Annotated in this window: 12 protein-coding genes; all 12 read right to left on the bottom strand. The window is 44.5% G+C overall.

Annotation, left to right across the window (positions count from 1 at the left end):
• Positions 1 to 2: 2 nt before the first annotated feature.
• Positions 3 to 2,087 carry a polysaccharide biosynthesis/export family protein gene (locus EYS00_RS06575; protein ID WP_130635769.1) on the bottom strand — a complete coding sequence of 695 codons (2,085 nt, stop codon included), beginning with the start codon at positions 2,085 to 2,087 and terminating at the stop codon, positions 3 to 5.
• A complete protein-coding gene (locus EYS00_RS06570) occupies positions 2,084 to 2,956 on the bottom strand; it encodes an OmpA family protein (RefSeq protein WP_130635768.1) in 873 nt (290 codons plus the stop codon). The genes EYS00_RS06575 and EYS00_RS06570 overlap by 4 nt, the downstream gene beginning before the upstream one ends.
• Positions 2,957 to 2,965: 9 nt before the next feature.
• On the bottom strand, positions 2,966 to 3,295 hold the full coding sequence (locus EYS00_RS06565) for an STAS domain-containing protein (RefSeq protein ID WP_130635767.1): 330 nt from the start codon (positions 3,293 to 3,295) through the stop codon (positions 2,966 to 2,968).
• Between the two features lie 138 nt (positions 3,296 to 3,433).
• Positions 3,434 to 5,194, bottom strand: a complete 1,761-nt coding sequence (locus EYS00_RS06560; protein ID WP_258313020.1) for a sugar transferase — start codon at positions 5,192 to 5,194, stop codon at positions 3,434 to 3,436.
• Positions 5,195 to 5,249: 55 nt separating this feature from the next.
• Positions 5,250 to 6,332: a glycosyltransferase gene (locus EYS00_RS06555; RefSeq protein WP_130635765.1), complete on the bottom strand. Its 1,083-nt coding sequence runs from the start codon at positions 6,330 to 6,332 to the stop codon at positions 5,250 to 5,252.
• Positions 6,332 to 7,738, bottom strand: coding sequence for a sugar transporter (locus tag EYS00_RS06550; RefSeq protein ID WP_242618699.1), 1,407 nt, complete (start codon positions 7,736 to 7,738; stop codon positions 6,332 to 6,334). The genes EYS00_RS06555 and EYS00_RS06550 overlap by 1 nt, the downstream gene beginning before the upstream one ends.
• Positions 7,739 to 8,012: 274 nt before the next feature.
• Positions 8,013 to 9,167, bottom strand: coding sequence for a glycosyltransferase (locus tag EYS00_RS06545; protein WP_130635763.1), 1,155 nt, complete (start codon positions 9,165 to 9,167; stop codon positions 8,013 to 8,015).
• Positions 9,164 to 9,877 carry a DapH/DapD/GlmU-related protein gene (locus tag EYS00_RS06540; RefSeq protein ID WP_242618674.1) on the bottom strand — a complete coding sequence of 238 codons (714 nt, stop codon included), beginning with the start codon at positions 9,875 to 9,877 and terminating at the stop codon, positions 9,164 to 9,166. Before EYS00_RS06540 ends, EYS00_RS06545 begins: the two co-directional genes overlap by 4 nt.
• A gap of 2 nt (positions 9,878 to 9,879) precedes the next feature.
• Positions 9,880 to 10,809: an O-antigen ligase gene (locus EYS00_RS06535; RefSeq protein ID WP_242618673.1), complete on the bottom strand. Its 930-nt coding sequence runs from the start codon at positions 10,807 to 10,809 to the stop codon at positions 9,880 to 9,882.
• A gap of 77 nt (positions 10,810 to 10,886) precedes the next feature.
• A complete protein-coding gene (locus tag EYS00_RS20850; RefSeq protein WP_242618672.1) occupies positions 10,887 to 11,237 on the bottom strand; it encodes a hypothetical protein in 351 nt (116 codons plus the stop codon).
• Positions 11,234 to 12,643: a lipopolysaccharide biosynthesis protein gene (locus EYS00_RS06530; protein ID WP_130635762.1), complete on the bottom strand. Its 1,410-nt coding sequence runs from the start codon at positions 12,641 to 12,643 to the stop codon at positions 11,234 to 11,236. The genes EYS00_RS20850 and EYS00_RS06530 overlap by 4 nt, the downstream gene beginning before the upstream one ends.
• Positions 12,640 to 13,806 carry a glycosyltransferase gene (locus tag EYS00_RS06525; protein WP_130635761.1) on the bottom strand — a complete coding sequence of 389 codons (1,167 nt, stop codon included), beginning with the start codon at positions 13,804 to 13,806 and terminating at the stop codon, positions 12,640 to 12,642. Before EYS00_RS06525 ends, EYS00_RS06530 begins: the two co-directional genes overlap by 4 nt.
• Positions 13,807 to 13,982: the final 176 nt, after the last annotated feature.

Below are 13,982 nucleotides of genomic sequence, written 5' to 3'. Positions count from 1 at the left end.
ATTTATAACCCCGCTACAATGCCAACTACGGCTAGAACATCTAAAGTGTCTTTCCAGAAATTTGCGAAAGAATCTGATGACTGGTCAGGAATAAACACCGTATCACCAGCACGTAACACAGGAATGGTGTAAGCATCTGGACGCTTCATAAACTTATCCAAGTCAAACGTACGTGCTTGGTCTGCACAGCATGTGTGGTTTACCACTACAATTTTGTCGATCATTGCTGTATTGAGCGGACCACCTGCCTCTGCGATAAGGTCTAACAATGTCATTGAGTCATTGAAGGTATAACGACCAGGGCGATTCACCGCACCAATCAGTCTTACCACCTCCTCTTTCGGACGACTCAACCACTCTTTGTCACGCTCTGGTACATAAATGGTGTCACCAGGGCTAAGGGTCGGGAACAATGTTTCGTCACCAGTCTCGAAATATAGGGCCAGATCTAGCTTTGTAACTCGTGCTTGATTCGAATTGCGATGCGTAATGCGAATATTGCGAATATCAGCAGTTCCTGTTGGACCATCGGCAGCGGCCAAAATATCTAAAAAGTGGAATTTCTTATCGAATGCATAGCGGCCAGCTGCGCCAACTTGCCCCATCACGTAAATCGATTGTTCAGTACTTTGACGAACCCATTGAGATTTGTTGTCTTTAGGATCGTGAGGTAACTCTTCAACGATTACTGTGTCGCCAGCAATAATTTCAGGAAGCGTTGCATACTCGCCTTCAAGCTGTGCGAAAGAAGTTAGGCTAAATCGAAACGTTGCCTCACCTTCACGAATAACTTTAATATCGTTCACGTTAGCGCCTTTTGTTGGGCCCCCAGCGTGTGCTAACAAGTCCATTAAATCCATTTCATCACTCCACTCGTAACGGCCCGGAGAGTGAACGGCGCCAATCACCTTTACCGCGCGGTTGGGTGCTACTTTTAACCAACTCTTTTCGTTCATGTCTGTTTTTTCAGGAACAAAGATAACGTCACCAGGAGCAATCGGAGGGATTTCAACGGATACAAGTCCTTCGCTGTAGGCAGACAAGTCAAATAATTGATTTTCACCCGACTCTTTTAGAATTTTGATTTGGCGAGTTTCAGCGAAACGAGTTGGACCACCCGCGTTCGCAAGAATATCCATTAAGCCAACTTGCTCATTTGCTTCATATGCACCCGGCGCTTGAACTTCACCCATAACGTACACTGTGCGAGCAGTAGTGTTTACATCTTCTACCATAATGGGAACGTAAATCATGGTGCCACCAGCGATATCAGGAAGTAGCGTTTTGTCACCACTGTCTAAGTATTGCTTTAAATCGAAAGACGTTGGAACTTCATTGTTTATCACACGAATACTGGTCACATCAGCGTAACGCGTAACCCCATCAGCACGCATAAGCGCGTCGACGATAGTCATATCTGGCTTGAAAGAGAAGGTACCTGGGTTATGTAATTCACCAATCAAGGTAATGGCCAAGGAACTGTCTGAAGCATCGCCAGCAGCACTGAGTGTTTGTGCATCAAAGTCTACTTGTACGTTACCGATAAGAGGTGATGCAGGAACAAATAAGATATCGCCGCTTACCAGTGTGGGTAGTATACGGACGTCGCCTGAGTCCAAGTACGCTTTGTAGTCAAACTCAACGAACTCTTCACCTCTGCGTAATTGTAGCTTGTCTAACTGTGCACCAGGTTTTAAGCCGCCAGCAGCATTGATTACCATTTGTACATTGCCATATTCTGGAATACCGTATCTGTCTGGCGTATTAACATAGCCCAAAATAGTTACGCTAATGTCCCTTGATGTAACTTCAAGATAGAAGGTCGTTAAATCAACATATACAGTAGACAAGCTAAGTTTAATGAGTTGCTCAGCTTCCTGAACAGTTTTTCCAGCTACGTGTACATTGCCTACTTCAGGTAAGGTTAACGTGCCTTTTTCATTAACAATAAAGAGTTCTTCAAATCCTTCTTCGCCAGGCATGTTTAGGTATACTTTGTTGCCAACATTGATGACGTCTTGATTAGCCAGTGCGCTAATCGAAAATGCCATCATTATCACGAATAAAGTAAATCTTGAGAATTTCATTGTCTTTCTCCTTGCTCACTGTTTAGTGCTTGAGTCCAATACAACAATGGAATATTCGTGCCATAAGTTGAGTTCCCTGTCTGATGCGTTGGATTTTCTCCATTAGCTGAGAGAATGTGCGCAACGACTCTTCTGTTAGATAAACGTGCCGCAACGGTTGTTTCATTTGAATAAGGCGCGCTTTCTCCTTGAGATACCGTTGATATGGTTGCGTTGGTTAATCCTTCGTCTTGTAATGCTTGAGCAACTTTACGAGCGCGGTCTATGCCAAGCTGAATATTATCGTAAGGTGTACCTATGTGATCTGTATGCCCAACGAGTAATAGCTCAACACTATCAAACAATTTAAGTAGCTCTGCAGCTTGCTTAATTTTATCGCGATATTTGGGCGTAAGATTGTCATCTGCAAACGCGAACTGATTGTCGCTGTTAAGCAGACTTAGCGCAGCATCACGTGTGTCAGATACGAGCGTATTAGACATAGTGAATGACGCACAGCCGGTTTTTTCATTCACCTCAGTGAAGTGATTCTGCAGCAAATTTATTTGATGATAAAACACCACAATATCGTGCTGGCTTTGAGAAAACATACTTGCTGCCATTTGACGTTGAATACGATTCTGCATCAAGGTCGCTAATTTATGCTGTGCTGGCATACACTGACGGATCCCACTTGCACGCATAATTTCAAGTCGCAAACTCAAGTGGTCAAAGTCATGCTGCAGTAGTCCTTGGCTTTGGGAATACCACACCGATGGTGTCTCGTTTCCATAGTGAAAGTTCTCAGCCCATCCGCCCTGCCCCTCTTTTGGCCAGCTCGCACATGCTGAAGTAAGTAAACAAAGTGCAGCAACAAGTAAGTGTTTCATGGTGCTCTCCTAAGCGCTCATTGGTGTAGCAGCGTTAACTGAAATCGTTCTATCAACATGCAACATTGAAAGAAGCTTGTGAGGTTGCCCCTCCACATGAACGAGTTGCAATGTACGACCTTGCTTAGTGATACGCTTAAATAAAAACACGATGGCGCCTACGCCAGAAGAATCAATGAATTGTGTATCTGCGAAATCAAGAACCACGTGGTGATGCATATCTAACGCTATGCTGTCTAACTGCTCTCTGGCTTTATCCACTGAAAAACCATCGAACTCTTCGGGTAGTTGAACTGAAATGGTGTCGTTTTTTACTTGGGTGTTTAGTGTATTGGTCATGTTAAAGCCTCCAAATTCATCTGCTATTTATTACAGTACAATTTGGAGGCCAACTTTATTTAATGTTAATTATCAACAACTTAATAGATATAGCATTTGTTATTTGCATATTGCGAATCTGTGTTTTTGCAATATGCCTTACTGCCCTTTTGCTAAAAGCATGACTTTTAGCGTTGCAAACACAATGGTAATTTCAGTTTTTATCCAGCGCATAGGGCTCGACAAGCTCAACGTGTAGGCCATGTCCCAGGCTAATTTTTGGCGCATACCATTGATGTCGTTAGCGTACGCTTCTTTTATTTGTGCTAAACCAGAAATACCAGGCTTTACATTCATAGTTCGTTCACTGAAAAACGGGATGTGAAATTCGAGCTTTTTATGAAAATCAGGGCGTTCGGGTCGTGGGCCAATTAACGACATATCACCAATGAGTACGTTCCAGAGTTGGGGTAACTCGTCAATACGAGTTTTTCGCAAAAAGCGTCCGACTCGGGTGATTCTAGGATCATTGTTTTTAGACCACACTGCACCCGTGTTTTGCTCTGCATTGACTACCATCGTTCTAAATTTATACATATAAAACAACGATACCCATGAGCCTGACGCCTTGCCTACACGCCATTGTTTGTAAAATACAGGTCCCTTTGAAGATACTTTTACCACCACAGCCGTTAGGATCATTAGGGGCATTAACATGAGTAAGCCGCTCGCACTTCCAAGGATATCAATGGTGCGCTTGCCAAAACGAACCGATAAAGGCACATAATCAAGATCACGTTTGCCACCGTTATTCCAAGATTTAGCGTAATGCCCACAACACCACTTAACTATGCCAACTAACGCATAGGCATAATTCACAACCAAATAACTCAGTGAAGACAATACGGGAACTTTCTTAATGCCTAAACCGTGCTTGAGTGCACTCTCGACAAGTAACGTTCCCGCCGTAGCAGCAGTCGCTATTTGAGCGAATGTACTACCAAGTGCAGCTAATGACACTATACTGATGCTGCCGACCGCGATAATAATTGGCATAACTGCACGCATAGCCTTACCTGAAAAGAAATTAAACGCTTTCCATCCATTACGCATACGCAACATGCTCTTTAAAAACCCAAGTTGTTGAAGGTTGCCTGCGCCAATACGAACACGACGTTTTAATTCTTGATCACTAGTGTCACTCTCTAGCTCTACAATGCCTAAATCAGGATCAACAATAGCCTCGTAGCCCTGCTCTATCGCACGCATAGGAATGACAAAATCATCATTTATCGTGTTTTCAGGTACGGTTTTAACTAACTTAGCGCGCACGGCAAACATAGCACCTGGAACACCAATAACAGCACCTAGAGCGCCCTCATCGCGTTTTAGTTTATTTTGATATTGCCAATATTTAGTTTGTTCTGGCTGAGCAGGGTTTAAAAACTGATAGTCGCCCGAAACAACACCGACATTAGGAGATTGGAAAGCCTGTGCAACGTTGCGTAGCGCATCAATACTCAAAAGCGCACTAACATCGGTGAAAAGCAAAACATCATATTGGTCTTTGGTTTTCTCAATTAGATAATTGAGTGTTTTCACTTTACCTTGATTAGTAGTGAATACATGCGGTGTACATTGAATTCGCTTTTGAACCAAATCTTGGGAGACGCTGTTGATCACCGCCTCTGTGTTATCAGTACAACCATCGAGCCCGATGTGTATATCGTACGCCGTGGGTGGATAGTCAAGCATCGCTAGGTTATCTAACTTGGCGCGTATGTATGCTTCCTCATTATATGCGCACATGATTATGCCTACTCTGGGAAGCGTTTGAACCGCATTAGGTGCTAAATGTTTCACTTTTTGGCGTTTTGCAACAAATCTCAATAGCAGCGGGTATATAAAATGGTGGTACATGAATAATGCAATGCAAATTGTAAATAGTACCCATAACGTCGTCATAGCGGTGCTCCTATTGGAAACTCATTGGTTTGACTAAGGCATCGTACCGAGCTGACATGGTTCTAACGTCGATTCTCTTGCGCAATGCCTTAACTTTCGTTCTATCAACGGGCGTTCTTAAGCTTTCAAGTAATGCAGAATGCAAAGAACGTGTATTAGTAGGTTCAAGAGTCATACCAACATCACTCGTGACTACCTCGGGAATTCCACCTACATTGGTTGATACCACCGGTTTATAGCTCGCAATGGCTTCCATCACGCTGAGAGGCAGGCCTTCCCGCTCGGAAAACAAGCAGAAGCTATCGATGGCTTGGTAGAAAGAAGGCATATCTTCACATTGACCTAACCAATGGATCCTATGAGCAATTTTCAATTGTTGGCTCAGGGCTTCTAGAGATTCCCCTAGCTCTCCTTGACCCGCGAGAACAAGGTGAACGCTCTCGGGTAGCTTAGCTAGTGTTTCAATGAGCGCCTTATGGCCCTTGCCAGGTGCAAGGCGCGCCGCACAACCGATGAGGTACTCTGACAGTGGTAACCCTAATGACTGACGAGCTCGCATCTTGTCGCCTGAGGAATAACGTGTAATGTCGATACCGTTCAATATGGTTTCATCTACATTGATCCCCGCAAGATCTTTGATGTCATTGGCAACAGTTTTTGCATCTGCCACCAAGGTCACATTAGTCATCTTGACGATAAACTGGAACATAAAACGGTACCGGCGAGTATTAAGAAACCACGCATCATGAATGGTATGAATATGGCCGACCCCTTTGCATTGCTTTTGCGCCATAGCACCGTAAATAAGCGGGCCTATATGATGACTGTGTAATGCATCAATGCGCTTTTCTTTTATGATAGTGGTGAGCTGCTCTACTACACCTAACTTCCATCCTGGTGCTTTGTTCAAGCAAATGATCCTGTGCTCAATACGTTGTAGCTGCGGGAAAGCGGCTAACGCGTCTTCTTTGTTTCCCTCTAAAGCAACAATGTACGTCGTATCGCAATACTGGCTGTTTTTCATTAGATCCAACACCATGGTCTCAAGACCGCCAGTTTTTAAGTGTTGTACGATTTGCAAAATATTCATCATTACTCCTTACTACTCGGGATAGCATAGTGATTATTCGATACTGCGCTCGCTACCGGAATCACCGGCAATATCGCCAACACAGGTTTATTCGTGAGTTTTTCTACGGTAACTTTGTCTTTAATAGAGGCATCTAGCAGCTCAGCGACGAAGACAAACAGACCACCAGCCACAACACCCAAGACAATTCCAGTCAACAGAATGGCAATAAATGGCGCATTAGTTGACTGCGTGGGGCTATACGCACGTTCAATCTGCTTGACCTTGTCTGGCCCTTCATAACGCACTAGTTCACCGGAAATCTTTGCCATTTCGTAACGTGACAACATGTCTCTATACAGGTCAGACTTAACCTCGTAGTCGCGCTCCAAAATACGCAACTGACGCTCCACCTCGCTTGAGGAACTCAATCGTTTACTGAGCTCTTCTACCTGGAGGTCTAGCATGGTCATTTCTTCAATCACCTGGGCGTAGTGATTTCTAGCCTCTTGCAAAGCGATGATTTGCGAGACCAATAAATTTGGTTCGTTGGGGTTGCCACTGTCGGGCAAGGTATTCGCAAGTTGCCACAAGCGATCAATGTCCAGATCTTGAGTACTCTCGGGCGATTGAAGGATCTCGCGTTGACGTTGTTTCAGTGTTTCAATTTCTCTAACCACTGCAGCGACTTTACTGTGCTTGAGGGTATATTTTGTTCGAAGTAGCGCAAGTTCTGACTCAGCGCGAATTATTTTATCTTCAAGTATGCCTAATACCGGATTTGCTTTACCTAACTTGTTTTCGAGCATATCTAGCCGCGCTTTCACACCAGACAACTCAACAGACTTGAGTTGGCGCTGACGCTCTATAGTTTGAAGCGCCTCTTGATTACTGATAAATAACTGTGGAAGTTCGCTACTGTGTGCGGCGCGATATTCAGCCAGCTTGTCGTCGGCCTCTTCTAAGTCTTCGCGAAAGTGCTCAATTTGAACCTCAAAGAATTGCTCTGAAGAATCGAGTGAAGTTTTGGTAGGTGCAAGCAAGCGTTCTACAAAGGCGTCGACAACGCCTTCTAGTACAGGCACCATTTTCTCTGGCTGATTCCAACGAAAATGAATTCTAACCAGTTCATCACCTACCACTGTAATTGACAGATTTGATTTAAGTTTTTCAATAAGGATGTCTTTTTCAACAACACCCAATTCATCTGGCATTAAATCCGCATTTTTAGCCACTTCCGATAACACATCGCGACTTAGCACGAGCGTTTTCAATGCGTCGATTCTGTCTTCTAACTCAAAAGAAAAAGACAGTTCATCCAAGAATGGATTCAATAATGATGATTCTTCCAGAAGTACGGAAGCATGGCTTACATAATACTTTTCGCTACTTATGCCCTGTAAAACGACAACCACAGGTAAAATAAGCATAGGCACAACAAAAAGCCTCGCTCTTCGATACAGAGCGTAAAGCAATATATAAATCAGTCTCTTGATTTGTTGTCTTACCGTCATTGTTCTCAATAAGTACTTTGCAAATTACAACGATTAAGGCGTCTAATCGTAAATACCGTTGCAAATTGCAAATACTCTTTCCTGTTTGGCTTAGTTACAGTAGATATCGCAATATCATTGCCAACTTTGAAAAATGGTGAATAAAAAAATGGCGCTGAAATCAGCGCCGAAGTTTCAGGGAGAGTACGCCTTAGGCGACGTTAGTAATGAGTTTATTGGCCAGTAGCGCACGTTGCGCCCAGTCGTGGTGAGCTACGCTTTCTTGCTGTCTGTGCCTGAGTACCTTGCATTGCTCATCACTGAAAGCGACAGCGTTTTTAACACAAGTAACAAAGGAGGTTGCATCTTGAGCAATATGTACCAAGTGACTATAGGTATCTACCGCTGGAAAATACGTGCTTACCACTGGGCGTCCAGCAGCGAGATACTCGCGAAGTTTTAACGGGTTACACGCTCGGATCTGCTCGTTGTCTTTGAATGGCATCACTAGCACATCCCAGTGTTGAGAAAACTGAGGGAGTTCAGCGTGATTGACCGCATCAACAAATACAACATTAGGCAGTGACACTAGTGAAGTGACATCAGTTTTCACTTTACCAACCAACATGATGTCGTATTCCGGATGCTCGGTAGCAAGGCGGTATAGCAAATCCGTATCTACCCACGACGATATGCTACCGTAAAAACCTATAATCGGACGTTGGGTATTAAGTATTGGATGAGGTGTTACTCGATTTGCAAACAGCGAATAATCCACGCCATGCTCGAGCAAATGTGACTTCTCTGTAGGCATTTTCTTTAGGAGCTTTTCACTAGAAGCAAGAATGACATCAGCACGGGCGATAAGCTCAGGTTCCCACTTTGCAGTCATACGCTGATCCACACCATCGAGAGCATGAAAATCATCACAACAGTAATAAACAAGCGTATCTTGCGGCGTGGGGTCAATCATAGACATTGCCGTTGGCAGACTTAGCCAATAAGTGCGCTTTTCATTGGGCATTGCAGGTCCAATCGCTCTGTTAATTTGGCGCTGATTGAACTTATTAACCATTAGATTGTTGTGCCATGGCAGCGTGAACGGGTTGATAACGCGGAGCTTGCCATTAAGATCAGTGTTGACACATTGGCTAGCAGTACTCTCAGTACTTTTTGAAGATTTACTAAACATCATTACCGCTTTTTGCAAAATACGTTGAACATCTTTAAAGCTAAATGATGGTGCGCGCATGCCAACCGAGTTTACCCACACAATTTCATGTGCCTGCAACAAGTGCTTAGCCAGATGTTGAGTACTGCTTGGGTGACTTCCCCAGTCTTCACCAAATATTACAAGCTTGTTCATTGATATGCCTCCAGTGATTTTACCACTTTGGCCGGATTACCTGCCACCACGCAATAGGGTGGCACTGATTGCGTCACTACAGCGCCGGCTCCCACAATGCTGCCTTTTCCAATGGATACTCCCCCCATGATCGTCGCGCCAGTGCCTACCCACACATCTTCCTCCAGTACAATGGGTTTAGCCTGTGCATCGGTTTCGGGTGCACCTAAGCGGCGTTGTTCCGCATTTAACGGATGCCCTGGAAATCCACAAAGAAATACCTTACCGGCGAGTCTTACATGGTTTTGAATTTCTACTCGAGTACCCACAGAAATGCTGTTTTGCCAACCAATGTCAACATTGTCACCAATCACTAGCTGAGGGGTTTGTTTTGCTGCAGTTCGTCCGCAAAACGTAGAAATACCTGATATGCGTACGTTGTTTCCAACGGTAATCTCTAAGGTACCGAGGATTTGCGGCATACCACTGTACAAAAACAGATCTTTCGGGTTGTTCGTTAAATAGGTTTTAAACATTGGCGTGAAATAAACCTTTGTCATGAACGACTGCAAGGTATTGCGCATTGCATTATGCAACACACGCAAGGGTACATAGATAGCCTTCACAGGTGGAATGCTGAAGTTCCTAGCATTGTAGTAACACGCGCGTGAGAGCTTAGCGGGTGTTGAATCGTCGTTTTTTATCCAGTTTACAAGGGTTAAGGGAATCATACTTACCTCCGATCCGAAGAACGGGCTTGAACCATACGCTCGAAAGCGACAGATAAAGCCAGAATAATATACAAGGGCCATGTAAAAGCTTGTGTAAGAAACGTGCCAGATACGCAAAATGCTAGGAGTCCCGCTTGCAGCGAGCGATTTACCATTAAAAGACCAGCGTCTGCATGTGTGTCTAGAAGTTGTTGAGAACGTCGAAGTAACTTGTAAATAGCAACGATAAGCGTAACGAAGAGGGTAAAACCAACAAAACCGGTTTCAGCCATTACCTGTAACCAGGTGCTGTGAACCGCGTGATTTTTTCCGTCCCAATGAGGGCTGTAGAAATAGTAGTTGGCATAGAAATTATCGATACCGACACCGGTAAATGGGTTTCTTACCGCCATATTGAAGGCCGCCTGCCACGCATACAGTCTGCCCATTGCCGAGGCGTCGACTCCCCCCTCCGCCGCACCACCACTTGAACGGTCGGATATACCCGCAACTACAGCAAGGCACATGATCCCTATCACCCCTACAATACCAGTGATATAAATACTGCGGACTCTCTGATAGAAAAAGTAACCAAGTACCGCGCAGATACCCAGCAAACCACCACGGCTTTGTGTAGCAATAATGCCATTAATTACAATGAGTAAGCCTGCAATACCAAAGAATCTCTGCGTACGTGTGCCTGAAGTATTAAACGCTTCAGCGGCCAAAAACGATACAGGAAACATAAGCACGAGAGAGAGGTCATTAGGGTCGCCCAACTGCGAGCGTAAGTCGCGCGATATAGTGACTCGGGTGCCTTCAACCAATCCAATACCATTGGCCTTGTTGTAGAGTGCGACGAGGGCTACCGACACGCCAGATACCATGATGCCTAACCTCACCCACATGAAGGCGACTTCGCTTTTGATCCACCAAGCTATAGCAAACACCATGATAAATACCTTAGTAAGGGTGCCACTCCAGTACGCGATAGCTACGCCAGGATTCGCCGCCAAAAAAGTACACACCGTTAGCCAGCCAAATAACATGCAAAAATCAACAAACTAGAGTGCCAGTAAGGTGTTAAACGCTGAGTAACAATTAGGTGCCAGGCAATACCTACCAGCGACGCCAATGCCAATAATTTTGGAAATTTAAAGGGCATAAGGACGGGAAATGCCTCATGTAGGCGGAAGTAAGAAAAAAGAATGAACAACACTAAAAACACACTGCTGATACGCACCGCCATAGTGGCTGCAAAAGGCAGTAGAACCAGAGCAAAGGCAATCAAAATACCCGCTGAATAGAAGGCTGCGACAATGAGTGCGGTACCCATGATAGCTATCGCCCATTGTTGATCTATTTGCTTTACATTAATCATAACTTACCTACTGCTTGTGTTTGGTGCCTGCGTATGCTGCGCATCAGTCGTTCTAGATATAAATCTTTGTATGCCACCAACACTGACACACCGTATAAACAGGTAATTGCAACTACCGCACCAAAACTTGCAGTTTGATAAGCAATAAATCCCGCCAACAGTGAAGTGCCGACAGTAAGGAGTCGAAATCTAGAATAAGCTTGAGGAAGCAGCTTCTGGCTAACGACAATAAATAGGATCGCGCGCACACTATGACTTAATGCTACGGAGATGATTATTCCCAATAAACCAAGTGGTTGAACTAAGTTCAAAGATAAGCAGAGCATGCAAACCGCAGCTATTGCATTGATAACGAGTGGAGATTTGCCACCAAGCTTTACATAACAGCCAAGATTGAGCATCTCTGCATGAGTTTTGATAACGGCGACAACGCACAGCCACCCTAGCCATTCTATGGCTCCCAAATAAGCTTCAGGCATAATGTAGGTAAGTAGTAATGGCATAACGGCCATCATCACAAGGGCAGAAATGAGCGTTAGCTCCACCCCTAATACAGAAAACAGAGGGTTGTTAATGTCTGGGTTATCCACCGATTTGTGTCTACGGGCAAACCACCACAGTTTGTAGGGTTCAACCGCGATAGACACGGCAACACCCAATTGAGCCGCAATAAAATAGCTCGCAAGAGATGTTGCCCCAAGTTTACTGGCTATGATCCATTGTTCGCTGCCTTGCAACACAAAGCTAATACAAGAAGCAAGCATGATACTTAGCGAGTACTGCCATTTAACAACGGATTTTTGCAACACCTGAAGTGAAAAGAGTCTTCGATGGACCAATAAAAGTATTCCGGTGAAAAACGCATTGCTGAGTGCACCAGATAGCAAAACAGCATCTATACCCATTCCCATGTTAAGCAGTACCAGTGTGATGACTGTTTGAACAAGAGAAACGCCAACGGCAAAAGCAAAATACTTTTGTACTTGACCTTGATACCTCCACATCGCGTAGGGCACAGTCGCCAATGCCGAACATAGCAAGGTTGTGAGTACCCAATTGAACTGGTAGGTTTCCACTTCCAATGGAAACAGTGAAATTAGGTAGTCATTAAATAGGTAAGCTATAAAAACCAGTGAAAAACAGCCCACTAGCGATACGGTATAACACCATTTGTACACATCTGCTGGACGCTTACTGCGCTTGTCCGACGCGAATCGATAGAGAGACTCTCCTAACCCCAGTGTTAAGATTAGCCCCGCAATTGAGACAAAACTGCTCAAGAGATTAAGCACACCGTAAGAGGCAATATCCACAAAAGACGTTGTGATCGGCAACATTATCAGGCTGCTACCTTTGATAATCGCTACAGAGATCCCGTAATACGCCATAGATTTTAACGCTGTCATACTGCACCTCCCCCATTAATCAGACGAGAAAGCTGCCTGGCTTGTTTACTAGCACAAAACGCATCTTCAACCCGTTGGCGCGCGCACTCGCGCATCCGCTTTTTGTCCACAGAACTCATAGTGCAAAAGTGTTCTATGGCGCTTTTTAACTTTTCACTTGATTTGGGAGGAACAAGAAAACCAGATGCGTTATCGACAATTTCAGGACAGCCCATAAATACTGTAGATATTACGGGCAGCCCCATTGCCATTGCTTCTTTTAACACCACGGGGCCAGTGTCTCGGTCACCGTTCGCTGCCTCGCAAAACGGTGCAATCAGTCCGTCGTAATAACCTGCATTGTCCTGAAGCCACTGGGGTGGTTTGTATCCCAAGAATTTCACACTCGCTTCCAATTGATACTTTTGCACTATGTTCATTAAAGCGTCCTTTACTTCTCCATCCCCCACGATATGAAAAGAAGGACGACTTGACGCTGGAATATTGGCAAGTGCTTCTATCGCGTACTTCAATCCCTTCTTTTCCACAAGACGACCGATAAATAGGAAGCGTGTTGTGGTATTTTTCGGAAGAGTACGAAAAGAAAAAGCATCAGTATTTACACCGCAGTGCACAACATGAAGTGGTGTTTTGGTGAGTGCGGACAATTGCTTTTGCATATGAGCACATACCGCGACAGCAAAATCGCAGTATTTTAATTTTGCAGGAAGATCAACAGGCGTCTGATATACATCGTGCCCATGACCGACACACGACACGGGTAAATCAAACAATGCAGCACCAACAACGGCGTGAGCCAGGGACGACGTTAAAAAATGACTATGTAAGTGGTCAATCCCAACACTACGAGCGGCTTTTCCCAATCGAGCTCCAAAACGAAGCAATGATAGAGTGGCACTCTTGGATTGTTTCGACGCGGCGCAATACGCATTTAATACTCGCCGTATTGGCAAGGAAACGACATCCTTAAAAGATGCATCCGGAAGATCGTTTGCGTAGTGGCACTCAACAGTAGGTGCTATTTCTAGGTGATTCGCAGGTCCTTTTTCAAAAGCAAATACCGTCACTTTGTGTCCCAGGGCGACTAAAGCGTTTATCTCAGTGACCACAAAAGTTTCTGACGCTACTGGAAACGTTGGAACTACTATACCGATGTGCTTCATCTTTCTACTCAACTATGTCTGTGCTTATCACTGAGATAACAAAACCCATGCCGAGAATTTTCAGCGTGTAAACACGGATATCAGTGGCAAAATGCAACGACAGAGGAAAATCCACTGCAAAATGCAATGGAGTTATGCAACTAACGAGGGTTTTAGGCACAAAATTGCTGGCATGG

Source organism: Alteromonas sp. KUL49, assembly GCF_006538345.1.
GTDB lineage: Bacteria > Pseudomonadota > Gammaproteobacteria > Enterobacterales > Alteromonadaceae > Alteromonas.
Note: the sequence above shows the minus strand (reverse complement) of the source record. Positions and strands in the feature narration are given on the sequence as shown.